This window comes from Loktanella sp. M215, assembly GCF_021735925.1.
In the GTDB taxonomy this organism is placed as follows: Bacteria; Pseudomonadota; Alphaproteobacteria; order Rhodobacterales; family Rhodobacteraceae; genus Loktanella.
Map to the genome: position 1 here is coordinate 3986911 of NZ_WMEA01000001.1, position 18178 is coordinate 4005088.

Here is an 18178-nt window from a genome sequence, read left to right on the forward strand (position 1 = left end):
CCGTCAGTGCGCCGCGACGGCGGCCGGGTCTAGCAGGGTCCGGCCGCCATCGACGGTGACGATCTGCCCGGTGACGAAACCTGCGGCGTCCGATGCAAGGTATTGCACCGTATCGCAAATTTCGGCCGCATTGGCGATGCGGCCCATCGGGGTCGCATCAAGGATCGCGGCCCGCGCCGTGTCGTTGTCGCGCATCCAGCCCATCAGGCTTGCCGACAGGACCGACCCGACTGACACGCCGTTCATCCGGATCCGGTGCGGCGCCAGCGCCACGGCCATCGACCGCGTCATCTGGTCCAGTGCCGCATTCGCGACGGAAAAGCCCAGCAGGTCCGGGTTGGCCCGGCGGCCCGCGATGGACGACAGGTTCACGATCGACCCGATGCTGCCGTCGCTGTCCGCCTCGGCCTGCTTGATGAACCGTCGCGCGATGGCCTGGCTCAGCCGCAGGGGCATCGACAGGTTCTGCATCAGCATCTCCTCGACCGAGGTATCGTCAGGGTCCAGAGGTGCTGTCGAGGCCACCTGCCGTGCCGCGTTCACCAGAATGTCGACCGTGTCGAAGGCATCGACGGTGGTGGACACCAAGTTGGCAATCGACAGTTTCTGCCGCAGGTCGCCGGTGAACATCCGCACGTGGTCCGCGTCGGCGGACATCTCGGTCATCTCACGCTCCAGCGCGGCCTCGTCCATGTCGGCAAGGACGACATTTGCGCCAGCCCGGACAAAATGCCGCGCCACTGCCAGACCCAGCCCGTTGGCGGCCCCGGTCACGATGGCCGTGCGACCCTTGATGGAAAACGACATGGCAGACCTCTTTTCAGGCTTTCAGCGGGCGGGTCGCGTGGAACAGCTTGTAGGCCCCGTCACCGGGCATCTCGTCGACATTGCGGAAATGGTCGCGCAGGGCCGCCTCGTAGGGCAGATGCCGGTTGGCCACCATCCAAAGCTTGCCATGCGGCGCAAGCATCCGGGCGCTGGCCGCGATAAAGCCCTGCCCCAGCGACGGCGTGCCTTTCGATCCGGTATGGAACGGCGGATTCATCACGATGCCGTCGTATTTCTTGCCCGGTGTCCAGCTCAGCGCATCGGCCCAGTGAAAGGACGCCCGGTCGTCGGTCACGTTCAGGCGGGCGCAGTCCAGCGACAGCGCCTCTGCCTCGATCAGATCCAACGATTTCACTCCGTCCCGCGCGAGGACGGCGTTGGAAAGATACCCCCAGCCCGCGCCAAGGTCGGCCATGCGCGCAGGCAGCTTTGCCGGCAAGGCAGCGGCCAGCAACGCCGACCCCTTATCGATCGCCCCGTCGGAAAAGACGCCGGCGGTGTTGAAATAACCATGCTCGCCCTGTGCGGGCGGCGGCGCGGCCCAGTCGGCCAGCGCATCGATCGCGGGAAACCAGAACAGGCGTCCCTTGGCCTTGGGCAGCGACGGCAGGTCGCCCAGCCGGTCGCGGCAATCCTTGAACAGGCTGTCGATCCCGTCGGTCCGCTGCCCGTCCACCACGACCACCTGCCCCAGCGCGCAGGCCTGCGCGATCATTGACCGCGCCAGCGCCTTGGCGCGGGGCACCACGACGATCATCGTGGGCGCCGCAGCCGCATCCTGCGTGACGGTGTAACCGGCCTGCGCAAAGGCTTCTGCATCCGGGGCAAACCCTTGGGCGATCCGGATGTCACGGTCCGCCAGCGGCGACAGATCATAATCGGCAGCGGGACGCATCACGGTCACCGGACCGTCGGGCAAGGACAGAAGGCCGTCGTCAAGGACGGTGTGCAGGCGGGATGTTGCGGCCATCAGGCGGGAACAGCGCGGGCGGCGCTATTCCTTCTCCATCGTGCATTGCAGGGGGTGCTGGTGCCGCTGGGCATAATCCATGACCTGCGCCACCTTGGTTTCCGCGATCTCGTGGCTGTAGACGCCGACGACGGCGACGCCCTTCTTGTGGACCGTCAGCATGATGTCAAAGGCCTGGGCATGGGTCATGCCAAAGAACCGTTCCAGCACCATGACGACGAATTCCATCGGCGTGAAATCGTCATTCAGGATCAGCACCTTGTAAAGCGGCGGGCGCTTCGTCTTCGGCTTGGTCTTCAGCACGACACCGATGTCGTCCTGACCGTCCTCGTCATCGCTGCTCGCCATGAGCTCGTATCGCGTCCGCATCTAGACTTTGATCCTGCACACATGTCTGTTGAAGCTGTCTATATAGTCGCTTTGGGCTGCATGAAAACCCCCTGTCGCCGCAGGGCGCGGGCAGGATCGTCGCAGGCGCGCGCGCCGCGTCAGACGTCCGCTGACATGACGGGACGCAGCGTCACCCACCGAATCTGGTAGATTGCACCAAGGCCCCCTACAACATCTTGACGCAGTGCATAAAGACCACAGTGAAAGCCTTTGAAAATCAGGGCTTTTCGATCGCATCTTGCCTGTGCTAGCGTGTTTCCAACAAGGCGGTCACCGGGAAAATCCGGGGCTTCGAGGCAGTACCTACAAAGAGGCAAGAGACGTGCAAAATCGTCCCCACACGCGCCATGTGCGCGCCGTTACCCTGTTCCTTCTGCTCGCCCTGACGCCGGTGGTGGCTTTCGCAGCCCCCTATGCCGCCTTCGTCATGGACGCCCGCACCGGCGAGGTGATCTACGCCCAGAACGCCGACACCCGCCTGCACCCCGCCTCGCTGACCAAGATGATGACCCTCTACATCGCCTTTCAGGCCATCCAGCGCGGAGAGATCACGCTGGATACCGACGTCACCGTCAGCCGCAACGCCGCCAGCGAGCCGCCGTCGAAGTTGGGTCTGAAGGTCGGTCAGAAGATCAAACTGCGCTACCTGCTGCGCGCCGCCGCCGTGAAATCCGCCAACGACGCCGCAACCGCCATCGGCGAAGCGATCGGCGGGTCCGAGGAGGCCTTCGCCACCCGGATGAACCGCACCGCCGCCGCGATGGGCATGACCAACACGACCTTCAAGAACGCCAACGGCCTGACGACCGAAGGCCACCTGTCCACCGCCCGCGACATGAGCGTGCTGGGCCGCCACGTGATCTATGACTTCCCCCAGTATTATAACCTCTTCTCGCGCCGCACGGCGGATGCGGGCGTGGCACAAGTGCGTCACACGAACCGGCGCTTCCTTGACAGCTATCCGGGTGCGGACGGCATCAAGACCGGCTTTACCAACGCCGCAGGCTTCAACCTCGTGGCCTCGGCGCAGCGCGGGCAGGAACGCATCATCGCGACCGTCTTCGGCGGCACCTCGACCGCGCAGCGCAACGGCAAGATCAAGGAACTGATGGACATGGGCTTTGCCAAGGCCCCGGCCAACGCCCCCCTGAACCGGCCGGAACCGCCCGCCGCCGCCCCGGCGCCCGCCCCTGCCGCCGCCGCCTTAATGGCATCGAACGCAGGCCCCGCCACCGCCGGCGGCGCTGGCAAGACCGTGCGCGTCACCGGTCGCGTCACCCGCAGCCTGCGCCCCGCACTGCGGCCCACACAGGCCGCACCGTCGGTCGATGTGGCCGTCAATCTGGACGTCGACACGGACATGATCAATTCGATCCTGCAAGAGGCGACTCAAGTCGCCTCTACGGTCCCCGCACCTGCCCCGGCACCTGCCATCGCACAGCCGCAAGCCCCCGAGGTCGTCACCCGCATCTCGACCTCCGGCGGGCGGCACTGGGGCGTGAACGTGGGACGCTACAACTCGCGCTACGAGGCCGAAAAGGTGCTGCTGCGCGTCGCCCTGAACGAGATGAGCACGCTCGACGGTGCCGTCCGGCGCGTGACGCAGAACACCCGCGGGTTCGACGCGAACTTCATGGGCCTCACGCGGGAAGGTGCCGACCTGGCCTGCCGCCGGTTGCAGGCCCGCAATCAATCATGTTTCATGATCGGGTCAGAGGGTTAACCCCCTCACCCGCGACAATCGGATGGTCGATTTGGACGATCGTTTACCATCTGCGATTCCGACGCTGCCGGGCAACCGGTGGCGTCGATTTCGTTTGGGCGGCCCGGCAACCGGGCCCCGCCTGACCCCCATGACAGGTCATATGCCGTGCTTTTTCTGACAATCTGGCCGATCTTCGCGCTGATCTGCGTGGGCTATATCCTGGCCCGGCGCGGCTTTCCCGATGCCGGGTTCTGGCCCGCGGCAGAGCGGATGAACTACTTCATCCTGTTCCCCGCCCTGCTGGTGTCCAGCCTGCAGGACGCGCCGGTCCGCGATCCCGCCCTGTTGCGGCTCGGCGGTGCGGCGGCCGCGACCGTCTGCATCGCAGCACTCGTGCTGAACCTGCTGCGGCGGCGCTGGCCCGCGCCCCCTGCCCGCTTCGGCCCCGCGTTGCAGGGCGTCGTGCGGTTCAACACCTATCTGGGCCTTGCCATCACGGCGAGCCTGACCGGCCCCGACGGTCTGGCGCGGGCGGCGGTCTTTCTGGCCGTGGCCGTGCCCGTCGTGAACGTCCTGTCCATTCTGGCCTTGACCGAGGCCGGGACCGCCCGCGCGCCGCGCACCCTGCTGCGCACCATGATGCGCAATCCGCTGATTCTCGCGTGCCTCACAGGGCTGGCCGTCGCACTGACGGGCTACGGGCTGCCGTTCGGGATCGACCGGTTTCTGGCCTTGCTGGCGCAGGGCAGCCTGCCGCTGGGTCTTTTGTGCGTCGGTGCGGCGCTCCGGCCCGCCGCGATGCGGCTGGACCTTGCGGCGATGACCGGCAACGCCGTCCTGCGGCTGCTGGCGATGCCGCTGCTGGCGGCGGGTGTCGCCGTGGCCTTCGGCCTCGACGGGGTCGAGGCGCAGGTGCTGGTGATCTTCTCGGCCATTCCGACGGCGACGACGGCTTACGTGTTGACGCGGCAGATGAACGGTGACGGCACCTTGATGGCGGGCATCATCACCACGCAGACGCTGGCCGCGGCGGCCACACTGCCGCTGGTCCTGCTGCTACTGGGTCACGCCTAAGGTCAGACTGCCCGCCCCTCGAACGCGGCGGCCATCAGGGCGCGGGTATAGTCGGTCTGCGGCGCATCAAAGATCGCCTGTGCCGTCCCCGCCTCCATCACGTCGCCCTGCCGCATGACGATGACCTTGTGCGACATGGCGCGCACGACCTTCAGGTCATGACTGATAAAGATATAGGCCAGCCCGTGCCGCTGCTGCAGGTCCCGCAGCAGGTCCACGATCTGCACCTGCACCGTCATGTCGAGGGCACTGGTTGGCTCGTCCAGCACGACCAGTCTGGGCCGCAGGATCATTGCCCGCGCAATGGCAATCCGCTGGCGCTGCCCGCCGGAAAATTCGTGCGGATAGCGGTCCATCAGGGCGGGGTTCAGCCCGACCTCCTGCATGATCTCGGCCACCATGTCGCGATTCTTGCGGGCAGGGTCGATGTTGTGGATCGTCAGCCCCTCGGCGATGATCTGTTCCACCGTCATGCGGGGGCTCAGACTTCCGTAGGGGTCCTGAAACACGATCTGCATGTCGGACCGCAGGGGCCGCATCTGGCGCTGGTTCAGGCCCTGGATGTCCTGCCCTTGAAACACGATCCGCCCCTCAGATCCGATCAGCCGCATGATCGCCAGCGCCAGCGTGGTCTTGCCCGACCCCGATTCGCCGACGATGCCCACCGTCTCCCCGGCGCTGACGGACAGCGTGGCGTCGTTCACCGCCTTGATGTGCCCGACGGTGCGTTTCATCAGGCCCCGCTTGATCGGGAACCAGATCTTCAGATTCTCGGTTTCCGCGATGACCGGGGCTGTGTCCGCGACAGGCTCCGGGCTGCCGACCGATTCGGCGGCCAGCAGCATCTGGGTATAGGGATGCTGGGGCTTGGCGAATATCTCGGCGGTCGGCCCGGTCTCGACGATCAGCCCGTCCTTCATGACGCAGACGCGGTCCGCGATCTTGCGCACGATGGTCAGGTCGTGGGTGATGAACAGCATCGACAGGCCCGACGATTGCTTGAGGTCCGCCAGCAGGTCGAGAATTTGCGCCTGAATCGTCACGTCCAGCGCGGTCGTCGGCTCGTCCGCGATCAGCAGATCCGGCCCGTTCGCCAGCGCCATCGCGATCATCACCCGCTGCCGCTGCCCGCCGGACAGCTGGTGCGGATAGGCCTCCAGTCGGTCCTCGGGGTCGCGGATGCCGACTTGCGTCAGCAATGCGATCACGCGGGTCCGGACCGCGTCGCCGCGCAGGCCCTGATGCAATTCGATGCTCTCGCCCAATTGCCGCTGGATCGTGTGCAGCGGGTTCAGCGACGTCATCGGTTCCTGAAAGATAAAACTGATGTCGTTGCCGCGCACCCGCATCAACTCGCGCTCGGACGCGCCGACCATCTGCGTGCCGGCATAGGTGATCGACCCGGTGACGTTCGCCGAATCGCCCAGCAACTGCACCGTGGACAGGGCGGTCACGGATTTGCCGGACCCGCTCTCGCCCACCAGTGCCACGGTCTCTCCCTTCATCACCTGAAACGACACGCCGCGCACGGCCAGCGTCGTGTCGCCGTCCTGCCGGAAAGAGACGTTCAGGTCGCGCACATCGAGGAGGACGGTCAAGAGAAGGTCTTTCTGGGGTCGAATGCGTCGCGGACCCCTTCGAAAATGAACACCAGCAGCGACAGCATGATCGCGAAGGTGAAGAAGGCGGTAAAGCCCAACCACGGCGCCTGCAGGTTCTGTTTCGCCTGCAAGGTCAACTCACCCAAGCTGGGCGCCGACGACGGCAGGCCAAAGCCGAGGAAGTCGAGCGTCGCCAGCGTGGAGATGCCCCCGGTGATCAGGAACGGCAGCATCGTCACCGTGGCAACCATGGCGTTGGGCATGATGTGGCGGAACATGATCGTCCGGTCGCGCACGCCCAGGGCCCGCGCCGCGCGGACATATTCGAAATTCCGCGCCCGCAGGAACTCCGCCCGCACAAGGCCCACCAGCGACGTCCAGCCAAAGAGCACGATCAGGAAGACCAGCAGCCAGAAACTTCGCCCCAGGATCGCAAACATGATGATGATGACGTAAAGCGACGGGATGCCCGACCAGACCTCGATCACGCGCTGAAACGTCAGATCGACCCAGCCGCCGAAATAGCCCTGCACCGCGCCTGCGACGATGCCGATCAACGACGAGGCCACCGTCACGATCAGCGTGAACACGATCGACAGGCGGAAGCCGTAGATCACGCGGGCCACGACGTCGCGCTTGGTGTCGTCGGTGCCCAGCCAGTTATTGGCATCGGGGGCCGACGGCGCCACGCCCGGCACGTCGACGATGGTATTGTAGCTGTAGGGAATCAGCGGCCAGATCGTCCAGCCCTTGCTGAAGTTCGGGTCGTCGATGGTGCCCGCATCAGCGGCCGCAAGCGTCCCCTCGGGGTCGTCGAAACACAGGTCCGCCAGACCACCGGTGCGGATCAGGCACTTGACCTCGACATCCGTGTAACCCGCCTCGGTCTGGAAATCGCCGCCATAGTCGGCCTCGGAATAGAAGCTGAAGATCGGCATCCGCAATTCGCCGCGGTAGTCCACCAGCAGCGGGCGGTCGTTGGCGATGAACTCGGCAAACAGCGACAGGCCGAACAGGATCGCGAAAATCCACAGCGACCAGACCGCCCGGCGGTTACGCTTGAAGTTGCGCAAGCGGCGCTGGTTCAGGGGCGACAGATACGGCGCGCGGCTGCGGGCGGCACCCATCAGGGCCTCTTCATGGGGGTCGATATTGGTCACAGGCCTATCCCCTCGCCTCGAAATCGATGCGCGGATCGATGAACATGTAGGTCAGGTCGGTCAGAATGCCGACGACAAGGCCCATCAGCGAGAAGGCGAACAGCGTGCCGAAGACCACCGGATAATCCCGCGCCACCGCCGCCTCGTAGCCCAGCCGCCCCAGACCGTCGAGGCTGAACAGCGTCTCGATGATCAGCGATCCGCCGAAGAAGACCGAGATGAACAGCGCCGGAAAGCCCGAAATCACGATCAGCATCGCGTTGCGGAACACGTGGCGATACAGGATCGTCGATTCCCCCAGCCCCTTGGCCTTGGCGGTCAGCACATACTGCTTCTTGATCTCGTCCAGAAAGCTGTTCTTGGTCAGCAGGGTCAGCGTGGCGAAACTGGCGATGGTCATCGACAGGACCGGCAGCGCGATGTGCCAGAAATAGTCGCCGATCTTGTCTAGCGTCGACAGCTGGTCGAAGTCGGTCGAGGTCAGGCCCCGCAGCGGGAAGATGCGCCAGTAACTGCCGCCCGCAAACAGCACGATCAGCAGGATCGCGAACAGGAATCCGGGGATCGCGTAGCCCACGATGATCGCGCCGCTGGTCCACGTATCGAACTTCGATCCGTCCCGCACCGCCTTGCGGATGCCCAGCGGGATCGAAATCGCGTAGGCGATCAGCGTCGTCCACAGCCCCAGCGTGATCGAGACCGGCATCTTTTCCATCACCAGATCGAAGACCGAAATCGACCGGAAGTAGCTCTGCCCGAAATCGAAGCGGACGTAGTTCCACATCATGTTCAGGAACCGCTCCAGCGGGGGCTTGTCGAAGCCGAATTCCTTTTCCAACTCCGCGATGAACCCCGGTGGCAGGCCACGCGACCCGATGTAATCGCTGTTGGCGCCCGCCACGAGTTCGCCGCCACCACCGCCCGAAATCCCCTCGAACACGTCACCGCCGCCTTCCATCTGGGCGATGATCTGTTCGATCGGTCCGCCGGGGACGAATTGCGTCAGGGTAAAGTTCACCACCATGATCCCGACAAGTGTCGGAATCACCAGCAGCAGGCGGCGTAGGATATAGGCGCCCATCAGGTCAGCGCAGCGCGCCGGACGCCTTCAGCGCCGCAGCCTTGTCCGCATTGAACCACCAGAAATCCGTCTCGCCCAGTGCATAGGGCGGCAGCTCTGCGGGATGTTCGAACTGGTCGTAATAGGCGACGGTAAAGGTCGGCTTGAACCATTCCGGCACCCAGAAGCCATAGGACCGCAGCACCCGGTCCAGCGCGCGGGTCGCCGTATGCATGGCGTCGGCGCTATCGGCGGCGACGACCGTGTCGATCAGGCTGTCAACCGCCGGATCGGCCAGACCCATCAGGTTGCGCGAACTGTCTTCGGCGGTTTCGGACCCGAACCACTGCTTCAGCTCCGTCCCCGGTTCCAACGCCATGGAAAAGCTGTGGGTCACGATGTCCCAGTCGCCCGACCGTGTGCGCTCCTGCTCCTGCGCGGGGTCCACCCGGTCCAGCTTGGCGTTGACGCCCAGCCGCTTGAGGTTTTCGACATAAGGATTGATGACGCGGTCGAAGGCCGGACTGCTTTCCAGAAAGGCCACGTCCAGCGTCTGCCCGTCCTTGCGTCGGATGCCGTCGCTGCCGGGCACCCAGCCCGCATCATCCAGCAGCTTGCCCGCCGCGCGCAGGTTGCCACGGTCCAGCTGACTGTTCGAGGATGTGGGCGGTGTGACCACCTCGTCGGTCAGGATCGACGCATCCAGCAGCCCCTTGTCGACAAGAGGCTGCAGAATCGCGACCTCCTCGGGGCTGGGGACGCCCGTCGCCTCCATCTCGGTATTGGCCCAGAACGACTGCACGCGGTCATAGATGCCGTAGAACAGTGTTTCGTTCGACCATTCGAAGTTGAACATGAGGCGGATCGCCTCGCGCACGTTCGGGTCCTGAAACTTGGCGTCCTTGAGGTTGAAGATGAACGCCTGCGCGCGCGGCAGCGATCCGTCTGGCAGTTCGGTCTTGATCACGGTGCCGTTCTGGACGCCCGGAAAGTCATACCCCGTGGCCCATGTCAGCGAGGAATTCTCGTTGCGGAAGGTATACTCGCCGGCCTTGAACGCCTCGAACGCGGTGTCGCCGTCGGCGAAGTATTCGATGCGGATGCTGTCGAAATTGTTGCGGCCCACGTTGATCGGCAGGTCGGCCCCCCAGAAATTCGGGTTGCGCACATAGGTCAGGCTGCGGCCATAATCGAACGGCCCCAGCATGTAGGGGCCGGTGCCCATCGGCGGGGTCTGCCAGGTCTCGTCCAGACGGCGGCCGGACTTTTCCCATTCCGCCTTGGAAAACGGCGGAAAGGTCGCGGCCAGACCGATGCGGTCGCGCCGGGGCGCATCGCCGCCGAAGGTGAACTTGATCCGGTGCGGGTCCATGACCTCGACCCCGGTGATCTGGCCTTTGAAGGCGGCCAGAAACTCCGGCAGGCCCTGTTCCATGAAGGTGTCGTAGCTGAACTTGATGTCCTCGGCGGTCATCGGGCTGCCGTCGCTGAACGTCACGTCATCGCGCAGGTTGAAGATGACGTAGGACAGATCCTCCGGATACTCCATCGTCGTGCAGAGATAGCAGTATAGCGCCGTGGGATCATCGGCGGTCGTCATCACGATCGCCTCGAACGGGGTCTGCGACATGACGGCGGTGTTGCCGCCGCGGGTATAGGGGTTGAACCCGTCGAAGGTGCCGGGGAACCATTCGGCAATCTCGCCGCCCTTGGGCGCATCCGGGTTGACGTAGTCCAGATGCGCAAAGCCTTCGGGGTATTTCAGATCGCCGAAGTAGGAATAGCCGTGGGTCTTGATCACGTCCTGCGCATGCGCCTGCCCGGCCAGCAGCAGCGCCCCCATCAGCAGTGCCGACCCCACGATCCAGGGCCGGTCTACCGTCAGTGCAAGGGCGCGGGGGCGGTGATCGGACTGGGTCATCGGGGTCTCCGGCTTGGGGTCAGGCTGCGCATCAGGCTAGTGCGCCGGGGCGGGGCGGTTCAAGTTGTGAAAATGTAATCTCTGCGTGATAGGTCGCAGGCGCAATGAAAAACCGCGCCCGGTGCGGGGCGCGGTTCAATTCTTGCGCAAGGCGGGGCCGTTCAGCCCGACGTCGTGGCGAGGTAGGCGATCAGGTTGGCGCGGTCTTCCGGCTTGGCCAGACCCTTGAACGACATCTTGGTGCCGGGCGCATAATCCTGCGGACCGGCCAGGAAGTTGTAAAGGTTCTCTTCGCTCCACACATCGGCCACCTGCTCCAGCGCGCCGGAATAGGCGTAGTCGCCAATGCTGTCGACCGGGCGACCGACGACACCGTTCAGGTGCGGGCCGACACCGTTCGCGCCGTCAAGGGCGTGGCAGGACTTGCAGTTCCGGAACACTGCCTCGCCTGCGCTGGCGTCAGCAGCGGCAAAGGCCACGTCAAAGGGCACGGCTTCCTCGACGGGGGCCGCTTCGCCACCACCGGCTTCGGGCACTTCGATCAGATAGGCAGCATGTTCGCCTTCGGCATGACTTTCGCCACCGACATAGATCACCTCGGCCGCCCAGCCGCCCAGCAGAAACACCAGAAACGTGCCGCACACGCCGCCGACGACTTTGGTTAATGTCATTGTGTCGAACATGTCGCGTTCCACCCCGCTTTGATAAGTTGCGTCCTAGTATCCGTTTCCCCCCCGGATGCGCAAGCTATAGTGGCGCGACGAAACGACCTGTTTGTCGCAAATGCTGCCATTGTGTCTGGGGGGACAACACCATGCCCGCGAAAATCGCCTTTCAGGGCGAACTGGGTGCTTACGGGCATCAGGCCTGCGTCGAGGCACGCCCCGATCACGAGCCCCTGCCCTGCTCGACCTTCGAGGACACGATCGAATCCGTGCGCAAGGGTGATGCCGAACTGGGCATGATCGCGATCGAGAATTCGACCTACGGCCGCGTGGCCGACGTCCATTCCCTGCTGCCCGAAAGCGGGCTGCACATCGTGGACGAGGCCTTCGTGCGGGTGCACGTCAACCTACTGGGCGTCCCCGGCGCCAAGGTGCGCGACGTCACACAGGCCCACGGCCATGTCGTCATCCTGCCACAATGTGCGGGGTTCTTGCGCGAACACGGCATCAAGGGGATCGTCAGCACCGACAATGCCCGCGCCGCCCGCGAGGTGGCCGAAGCGGGCGATCCCACGCAGGCAGCACTGGCGTCGGAACTCGCCGCCGACATCTACGGCCTGCACGTGCTGGCCCGCCATATCGAGGATCACGCCCGCAACACCACCCGTTTTGTCATCATGTCGCGCGAGGCGGACCTGCGCCGCCGCGGCCGCGGCCCGATGGTGACGTCCTTCGTGTTCCGCGTGCGCAACATTCCCGCCGCCCTTTACAAGGCGATGGGCGGGTTCGCCACGAACGGCGTGAACATGACCAAGCTGGAAAGCTACATGGTCGGCGGCAACTTCACCGCGACGCAATTCTATGCGGAAATCGAAGGCCATCCGGACGACCGCAACGTGCAGCTTGCCCTGGACGAGCTGGATTATTTCACCGACCACCTGAAGCTGATGGGCGTCTTCCCCGCCGCCCCCCGCCGGCACGAACGCGCCACCTAGGCGCTGTGCGACGGCTTGTCGGCGATATCCTTGGCAAGGTCGCTGACCCGCGTCTTGAACCGGTTCGACAGGTTCGACTTGGCCAGTTTCAGCGACTGCAACAGCAGGCGTGCTGACAGGGTACGGGCCGACAACTCAATGCTGACGCTCAGCCGGGTGCGGCGTGGCGTCAGCGGCACCAGTTCGATCTGGGTGATGCCGTCCAGCCCGTTGGCCGCCATGGTGATCGTCAGGTCCGTCGGTGCATCCATGCGCGCGATGGTGGCCAGCACCCGGCGTTCCCGGCCGCGATAGGTAAAGGCCACGTCCCATGACGATCCCGGCTGCACCGGCTGGCCCACATCGATCCGCCGCACATCGGCACCCCGGCGCAGGATCTGACGCTCGAACCCGGCAAAGTCTGTCACTTGTGAAAAAACATGCCCGATGGGCGCTTCGATATCTTCGCGGGCGCTGAACTTCATTGAAAGTGCCTTATGGTGGTCCGGATCTGCGGCCGTTGTGGACCCCGGGGGTTAACCGAGCCTGTCCGCCAGCCAGTTTTCCAGCAGAAAATGGGCAATGGCGCCCGGACGGGCGGGGTTAATCTCGGGGTGTTGCCCGGCGAATACATCGGCCATCTCTTCGCGGGTCACCCAGCGGGCATCCTCGATCTCGACGGGGTCGATGGTGATCTCGCGGGTTGTGGCCTCGCCCGCCATGCCGCACATCAGGGACGCGGGAAACGGCCAGGGCTGGCTCGCCAGATAGCGCACGGGGCCAACGCGCACGCCCGCCTCTTCAAAGACCTCGCGGCGCACCGCGGCCTCCAGCGTCTCGCCCGGCTCCACGAAACCGGCCAGCAGGGAATACATCCGCTCCGGCCACCCGGGAGAGCGCCCCACCAGCACCGCGTTGCCGCTGGTGATCAGCATGATGACGACCGGGTCCGTGCGCGGAAAATGGTGCCGCCCGCAGGCCGCACAATCGCGCTGCCAGCCGCCCAGTGTCGCCTTGGACGCGGCCCCGCAATTGGCACAGAACCGGTGGCTGCCGTGCCACATGAACAGCGCCCGCGCGGTCGCGGCCAGTTCCGCGTCCAGCGGCGACAGATGCGTCATGGCGTTGCGCAGCTCTGTAAAGACCGGGCCATCCGGCAGGGCGGGATGCACCTGCAGCGTGGCATCGCGAAATCCGTCCAGTGCTGCGTCCGCGTCCATCGGCGGTGCCCAGCCCGACAGGTCGGCGGCAAAGACCGCCGCCCCGTTGATGCGTCCCAGCAGCAGCCGGTCGGGGGCCGCGTCCGCCAGTATCGGGTGGTCGTGCGGCACCATGACCAGACGGTCGGCGTCCAGCAGCGGCTTGCCCCGCCACAACAGGATCGTCTGCGATGCGGCCTCGGCCTGACGGACCTCAGCCGTGCCGCGCCACTCCGCGGCCCGATCCAGTCCGCCGCCCGCAAATGTCACTGTTTCCGCGATTTTCATGGCGCTGACTTCGCATGCCGCGCGAAAAAGCACAATTGGTTGGATGTCTGACGTTTCAGGCGATGCAATCGGCAACCGCAAGTTGCGAATCACGTGGAAGTCGTTTCTTCTGCATGACGTGACGGAAGTGTCTGCCTCTCCTCGGCCCACGGGCCACCTGCGTCTGATCCAGACCACGGATCTGCACATGCATCTCATGGCGTTCGATTACCTGCTGGACAGGCCGAATGCGCAGCAGGGGCTCGTGGCGCTTGCCCCCCTGATCGCCACGGCAAGACAGCAGGTCGCGGCGTCGGTGCTGTGCGATACCGGCGATTTCCTGCAAGGCACCCCGCTGGCGGACGACATCGCCGGCCGCCGCATGCTGCCGCATCCGATGGTGCAGGCGTTCAATACCCTTCGCTACGATGCGGTCACTCTCGGCAACCATGACTTCGATTATGGCCTGCCCTATCTGCGCGCCGTGCTGGCCGACCTGCACGCGCCCGTCGTCTCGGCCAACCTCAAGGCCGATGGCAACGCGCCCTTCGCGGCCCCCTGGACGCTGGTGACGCGTCAGGTCGCCTGTTCCGACGGCCAGACCCGCGACCTGCGCGTCGGGATCATCGGTTTCGGGCCGCCGCAGATTGCCGATTGGGGCGCCGCCTGGCTGCACGGCATGGTGACGACCGACGACATCATCGCAACGGCCCGCCAAGAGGTGCCGCTGCTGCGCGCCGCCGGGGCCGATGTGATCGTGGCCCTGTGCCACGGCGGTCCGGCGGCCGGGGCCGATTCGGCGGAAAATGCCGCCCTGCAACTGGCCGCGCTGCCGCAGATCGACGTCGTGCTGATGGGTCACATGCACGAGGTCTTTCCCGGCACCGCCTTCGGCCCGATGCCGCAGGTCGATCCCCACCGCGGCACACTGGCCGGAAAGCCCGCCATGATGGCCGGCGCACATGGCAAGGAGGTGGGCATCCTCGACCTGACCCTCTCGGTCGCGGCGCCTGACGCCGACGGGTCACAGCCCGCGCGGCCGATGTGGCGGGTCGTTGACCATCGGTGCAAGGTCATCAGACCGTCTGAACCCGCCGTGGCGCCCAGCATCCTGTCGCGGCTTCTGCACAACAGGCTGGCGCTGCCCCATGCGGCGACGCTGGACCGGCTGCGCCAACCGATCGGCCAGACGCCGGTCGCGCTGACCAGCCACTTTGCCGCCATCGGCGCCGACATGACCGCCCCCCTGCTGGCCCAGGTCCAGATCGAGGCGATCAGCGCGGCCCTGGCCGGCACCCCCCATGCCGGTCTGCCGGTCCTCGCCACCACCGCGCCGTTCCGGGCGGGCGGTCATGGCGGGCCGGACAACTACATCGCGATCTCGCCGGGACCGCTACGGCGGCGGGATTGTGCCGCCATCGTCCCCTTCGACAACCCGATCTGCGCCGTGCTGCGCCGGGGCTGGCAAATCCGGGCGTGGCTGGAATGCTGCAGCGCCTTCTTTGCCACGCTGACCCCCGGGCGCACCGATCAGGCGCTGCTGAACCCGCGCATGGCGCCTTATCACTTCGATACGCTGCACGGCCTGCAGTACCGGATCGACCTGACGGTCCCACCCGCCCTGCCCGGTGCGCCACCGTCGCGGCACCGCCGGATCACCGAACTGACGCTGCGGGGCCGGGCTCTGGACGACGATGCCCTGTGCGTCGTGGCCACCAGCAGTTACCGCGCGCACGGCGGCGGCGGGATCATTGCCGTGCCGCCGCAGGATATCGTCCACACCTCGCGCGACGGCCTGCGCACGATGCTGATGCAGGCCCTGCACCGGTCGCAGGGCGCGGTCGCCTCGGCACCACAGCCCTGGACCTTTGCACCGCTGCCCGGCACCACCGCGCGCTTCACATCCAGCCCACAGGCCCGCGACACCCTCGCGGATCATCCGCATGTCACGTTCGCGGGCCTGCAGGACGACGGCTTTGCCAGCTACCGGATCGCCTTTTGTGACGTGTCCGGGTTGCACGCGCCGATCACCGCAGCTATATGACGTTTCGAGAGGTTGGCGCGGGCGAGCGCCTCGCCAACCTGGTCAGGTCCGGAAGGAAGCAGCCATAACGAGCCCCGCTTGGGTCGTTGTCAGCCTCTCACCTTATTTCCCCCGATAGTCAGGGTCAGCCCGCGTTGCCCATGTCATCAGACGCCACGGACACCCTTGCCACCATGGGCTGGTCCGACGCCGAGGCGGATCAGATCGGCCCCGATGACGCAGCCCTGACCCCCGCCCGCATCGCCAGCGTCCATCGCCGCAATGTGGCGAGCTTTACCGCGGGCGGTCCCCTCACCCTCGTCGCCGATCCCGGCGTGTCCACCGGCACCTTCGCCGTCGGCGACTGGGTGCTGTGTGACGCAGGTGCCGCCCACCTCGTCCGCCGCCTCGACCGCCGCAGCCTGCTGCAGCGCGGGGCGGAACACCGGACCGGCCAGCGCCAGCTGATCGCGGCGAACCTCGACACCCTGTTCATCGTCACGTCCTGCAACGCCGATTTCAACGTGGCCCGCCTTGAACGCTATCTGGCGCTGGCCCATGACGCCGACATCGCCCCCGCCATCCTGCTGACCAAGGCCGACCAGACCGACGATGCCGCCGATTACCTCGCGCAGGCGCAGGCCCTTGGCGACCTGCCGGTGCTGGCGATCAACGCCAAGGGCGGGAACGTGGCAGAGGTGCTCTCGCCCTGGTGCGGGCCGGGCCGGACCGTGGCGCTGGTCGGATCCTCCGGCGTCGGCAAGACGACGCTGGCCAACGCCCTGACCGGCCGCACCGACGAGACGCAGGACATCCGCGAGGACGACGCCCGCGGCCGCCACACCACGACCCGCCGCAGCCTGCACGCCCTGCCCACGGGCGGCTGGCTGATCGACACGCCGGGGATGCGCGGGCTCGCCGTGGCCGACGTCACCGCCGGGATCGACGCGACCTTCCCCGAAATCAGCGCCCTGACCGACGCCTGCCGGTTCCGCGACTGCCTGCACGAGGGCGAGCCGGGCTGCGCCGTGCAGGCCGCCGTCGACGCGGGCCTGATCGACGCCGCCCGCGTCGCGCGGTACCGCAAGCTGCGGGCCGAAGATGCGCAATCCACCGAAAACACCGCCGCCACCCACGCCCGCAAGCGACGCGCGGCCAAGTCCGGCAAGCCCCCCAGCCGTCGCCGCTAGCGCGTGGCCCAGATCAGCTGGGCCCGCGTCTCGACCGCACAGGGCCGCACCGCGCGCAGCCGGGCAAGGGCCGCATCCGGTGCCTCACCGTGCAGGACCATCAGGCGCAACACGATCATCCCCGACCGGCCGCAGCCGCCCTTGCAGTGAAAAAGCACGCGCTTGGCCGCCGCAAGTTGCGCCGTCACGCGGGATTCAAGCCCGACCCAGCGTGCCGTCGCCGCCGCATCGGGCACCCCGTAGTCCCTGATCGGCATCTCGGCCCAGTCCGGCGGCGCATGGACCAGATCGACGCCAAGGGTGGCCCCCTGCGCGGTCATTTCATCCGGCTCGGTCAGGCTGACGACCAGCGAGGGCGACCAGCGCAGCAGCCGTCGAAAGTCCTCTTCGTAATCGCCCGCGATACCCGGCATCGGACACAGGCCCAGCGTGCCGCGCCCGACCGGCAGATCGACAATCACGAAATCAGCCACGGATGACGCGGGCCGTCAGTGCCGCACCGATCTTTCGCCAAAATCCTTCGGCGACCGGCACGTCAGGTATTGAACAGGAAGTGCAGCACATCGCCATCCTTGACCGTATAGGTCTTGCCTTCCGCGCGCATCTTGCCCGCCTCCTTGGCCGGCTGCTCGCCCCCCAGTGTGACGAAATCGTCGTAACCGATGGTTTCGGCCCGGATGAAGCCGCGCTCGAAATCGCCGTGGATCACGCCCGCCGCCTTCGGCGCAGAGGTTCCCGCGTTGATCGTCCAGGCCCGCGCTTCCTTCGGCCCCACGGTGAAATAGGTCTGCAATTTCAGCAGCGCGTAACCCGCACGGATCAACCGATCGAGACCCGCTTCCGCAAGCCCCATCTCGGACAGGAACATCTCCGCCTCTTCCGCATCCAGCTGGCTGATCTCTTCCTCGATCCGGGCCGAGATCACGACGGCAGAGTTCCCCTCCGCCTCGGCCATAACGCGCACCCGCTCGGACTGGGCGTTGCCCGTGGCCGAGGCTTCCTCCTCCACGTTGCAGACGTAAAGCACCGGCTTCGTCGTCAGCAGCTGCAGCATCCGCCAGGCCTTGGCGTCCTCGGGGTCGACGTCGACGGTGCGCGCGGGCTTGCCGGCCTCAAGCGCGGCCTGCGCCGCCTCCAGCAGGCGCACCTGC

The 18178-nt window shown here is 66.0% G+C and carries 17 protein-coding genes and 1 other RNA gene; 6 read left to right on the plus strand and 12 right to left on the minus strand.

What is annotated here, in order from left to right; genetic code table 11:
• Window positions 1-3: 3 nt before the first annotated feature.
• From GLR48_RS19580 to clpS, 3 genes are read right to left on the minus strand one after another with little or no spacing between them, the layout of a single operon-like run.
• Complete coding sequence (locus tag GLR48_RS19580) at window positions 4-807, minus strand: SDR family NAD(P)-dependent oxidoreductase (protein ID WP_237064220.1); 804 nt, start codon at window positions 805-807, stop codon at window positions 4-6.
• A 13-nt stretch (window positions 808-820) separates the two neighbouring features.
• On the minus strand, window positions 821-1798 hold the full coding sequence (locus tag GLR48_RS19585) for a class I SAM-dependent methyltransferase (RefSeq protein ID WP_237064222.1): 978 nt from the start codon (window positions 1796-1798) through the stop codon (window positions 821-823).
• Between the two features lie 24 nt (window positions 1799-1822).
• The gene (gene clpS / locus GLR48_RS19590; protein ID WP_237064224.1) at window positions 1823-2167 is read right to left on the minus strand and encodes an ATP-dependent Clp protease adapter ClpS; all 345 of its coding nucleotides are present in this window, start codon (window positions 2165-2167) and stop codon (window positions 1823-1825) included.
• A gap of 448 nt (window positions 2168-2615) precedes the next feature.
• Between clpS and GLR48_RS19595 the strand changes: the two genes are divergently transcribed.
• Together GLR48_RS19595 and GLR48_RS19600 are read left to right on the plus strand one after the other, a co-directional pair.
• Window positions 2616-3911: a D-alanyl-D-alanine carboxypeptidase family protein gene (locus tag GLR48_RS19595; protein WP_237064609.1), complete on the plus strand. Its 1296-nt coding sequence runs from the start codon at window positions 2616-2618 to the stop codon at window positions 3909-3911.
• Between the two features lie 147 nt (window positions 3912-4058).
• Window positions 4059-4967 carry an AEC family transporter gene (locus tag GLR48_RS19600; protein WP_237064232.1) on the plus strand — a complete coding sequence of 303 codons (909 nt, stop codon included), beginning with the start codon at window positions 4059-4061 and terminating at the stop codon, window positions 4965-4967.
• A gap of 2 nt (window positions 4968-4969) precedes the next feature.
• Here GLR48_RS19600 and GLR48_RS19605 read toward each other — a convergent pair whose 3' ends face one another.
• The 5 genes from GLR48_RS19605 to GLR48_RS19625 all read right to left on the minus strand — a co-directional run bounded on the left by GLR48_RS19605 (window position 4970) and on the right by GLR48_RS19625 (window position 11380).
• Window positions 4970-6565 (minus strand): ABC transporter ATP-binding protein, encoded by a 1596-nt coding sequence (locus GLR48_RS19605; protein ID WP_237064234.1) that lies wholly within the window; start codon window positions 6563-6565, stop codon window positions 4970-4972.
• On the minus strand, window positions 6562-7695 hold the full coding sequence (locus GLR48_RS19610) for an ABC transporter permease (protein ID WP_237064610.1): 1134 nt from the start codon (window positions 7693-7695) through the stop codon (window positions 6562-6564). The genes GLR48_RS19605 and GLR48_RS19610 overlap by 4 nt, the downstream gene beginning before the upstream one ends.
• 37 nt (window positions 7696-7732) lie before the next feature.
• Window positions 7733-8809: a microcin C ABC transporter permease YejB gene (locus GLR48_RS19615; RefSeq protein ID WP_237064236.1), complete on the minus strand. Its 1077-nt coding sequence runs from the start codon at window positions 8807-8809 to the stop codon at window positions 7733-7735.
• A gap of 4 nt (window positions 8810-8813) precedes the next feature.
• Entirely contained in the window at window positions 8814-10709 is a 1896-nt protein-coding gene (locus tag GLR48_RS19620; protein ID WP_237064238.1) for an extracellular solute-binding protein, read from the minus strand.
• Window positions 10710-10870: 161 nt separating this feature from the next.
• Window positions 10871-11380, minus strand: coding sequence for a c-type cytochrome (locus GLR48_RS19625; protein ID WP_237064240.1), 510 nt, complete (start codon window positions 11378-11380; stop codon window positions 10871-10873).
• A 143-nt stretch (window positions 11381-11523) separates the two neighbouring features.
• Between GLR48_RS19625 and GLR48_RS19630 the strand changes: the two genes are divergently transcribed.
• A complete protein-coding gene (locus GLR48_RS19630) occupies window positions 11524-12369 on the plus strand; it encodes a prephenate dehydratase (protein ID WP_237064248.1) in 846 nt (281 codons plus the stop codon).
• Here GLR48_RS19630 and GLR48_RS19635 read toward each other — a convergent pair.
• Together GLR48_RS19635 and nudC are read right to left on the minus strand one after the other, a co-directional pair.
• The gene (locus GLR48_RS19635; RefSeq protein ID WP_237064250.1) at window positions 12366-12833 is read right to left on the minus strand and encodes an SRPBCC family protein; all 468 of its coding nucleotides are present in this window, start codon (window positions 12831-12833) and stop codon (window positions 12366-12368) included. The two genes, GLR48_RS19630 and GLR48_RS19635, sit on opposite strands and share 4 nt — an antisense overlap.
• Before the next feature lie 51 nt (window positions 12834-12884).
• Entirely contained in the window at window positions 12885-13835 is a 951-nt protein-coding gene (gene nudC / locus GLR48_RS19640; protein WP_237064252.1) for an NAD(+) diphosphatase, read from the minus strand.
• A 43-nt stretch (window positions 13836-13878) separates the two neighbouring features.
• On the opposite strand from nudC, the gene GLR48_RS19645 reads away from it, so the two are divergent.
• The 3 genes from GLR48_RS19645 (at window position 13879) to rsgA (ending at window position 17027) form a co-directional block, all read left to right on the plus strand.
• Entirely contained in the window at window positions 13879-15858 is a 1980-nt protein-coding gene (locus GLR48_RS19645) for a 5'-nucleotidase C-terminal domain-containing protein (RefSeq protein ID WP_237064254.1), read from the plus strand.
• A gap of 5 nt (window positions 15859-15863) precedes the next feature.
• An RNA gene (gene ffs, locus GLR48_RS19650) (signal recognition particle sRNA small type) lies at window positions 15864-15961 on the plus strand.
• A gap of 37 nt (window positions 15962-15998) precedes the next feature.
• On the plus strand, window positions 15999-17027 hold the full coding sequence (gene rsgA / locus GLR48_RS19655) for a ribosome small subunit-dependent GTPase A (RefSeq protein ID WP_237064611.1): 1029 nt from the start codon (window positions 15999-16001) through the stop codon (window positions 17025-17027).
• Here rsgA and GLR48_RS19660 read toward each other — a convergent pair.
• Window positions 17024-17500 (minus strand): phosphatase domain-containing protein, encoded by a 477-nt coding sequence (locus tag GLR48_RS19660; RefSeq protein WP_237064256.1) that lies wholly within the window; start codon window positions 17498-17500, stop codon window positions 17024-17026. The two genes, rsgA and GLR48_RS19660, sit on opposite strands and share 4 nt — an antisense overlap.
• A gap of 62 nt (window positions 17501-17562) precedes the next feature.
• On the minus strand, window positions 17563-18178 hold a 616-nt coding region (locus tag GLR48_RS19665; RefSeq protein ID WP_237064261.1), incomplete at its 5' end, for a DUF933 domain-containing protein.

What these genes read in the sequence shown, in the direction of transcription:
- GLR48_RS19580 (WP_237064220.1), bottom strand. Translation starts at nt 807, where the DNA reads ATGTCGTTTTCCATCAAGGGTCGCACGGCCATCGTGACCGGGGCCGCC.
- GLR48_RS19585 (WP_237064222.1), bottom strand. Translation starts at nt 1,798, where the DNA reads ATGGCCGCAACATCCCGCCTGCACACCGTCCTTGACGACGGCCTTCTG.
- clpS (WP_237064224.1), bottom strand. Translation starts at nt 2,167, where the DNA reads ATGCGGACGCGATACGAGCTCATGGCGAGCAGCGATGACGAGGACGGT.
- GLR48_RS19595 (WP_237064609.1), top strand. Translation starts at nt 2,616, where the DNA reads ATGGACGCCCGCACCGGCGAGGTGATCTACGCCCAGAACGCCGACACC.
- GLR48_RS19610 (WP_237064610.1), bottom strand. Translation starts at nt 7,695, where the DNA reads ATGGGTGCCGCCCGCAGCCGCGCGCCGTATCTGTCGCCCCTGAACCAG.
- GLR48_RS19615 (WP_237064236.1), bottom strand. Translation starts at nt 8,809, where the DNA reads ATGGGCGCCTATATCCTACGCCGCCTGCTGCTGGTGATTCCGACACTT.
- GLR48_RS19620 (WP_237064238.1), bottom strand. Translation starts at nt 10,709, where the DNA reads ATGACCCAGTCCGATCACCGCCCCCGCGCCCTTGCACTGACGGTAGAC.
- GLR48_RS19625 (WP_237064240.1), bottom strand. Translation starts at nt 11,380, where the DNA reads ATGACATTAACCAAAGTCGTCGGCGGCGTGTGCGGCACGTTTCTGGTG.
- GLR48_RS19630 (WP_237064248.1), top strand. Translation starts at nt 11,524, where the DNA reads ATGCCCGCGAAAATCGCCTTTCAGGGCGAACTGGGTGCTTACGGGCAT.
- GLR48_RS19635 (WP_237064250.1), bottom strand. Translation starts at nt 12,833, where the DNA reads ATGAAGTTCAGCGCCCGCGAAGATATCGAAGCGCCCATCGGGCATGTT.
- nudC (WP_237064252.1), bottom strand. Translation starts at nt 13,835, where the DNA reads ATGAAAATCGCGGAAACAGTGACATTTGCGGGCGGCGGACTGGATCGG.
- GLR48_RS19645 (WP_237064254.1), top strand. Translation starts at nt 13,879, where the DNA reads ATGTCTGACGTTTCAGGCGATGCAATCGGCAACCGCAAGTTGCGAATC.
- rsgA (WP_237064611.1), top strand. Translation starts at nt 15,999, where the DNA reads ATGTCATCAGACGCCACGGACACCCTTGCCACCATGGGCTGGTCCGAC.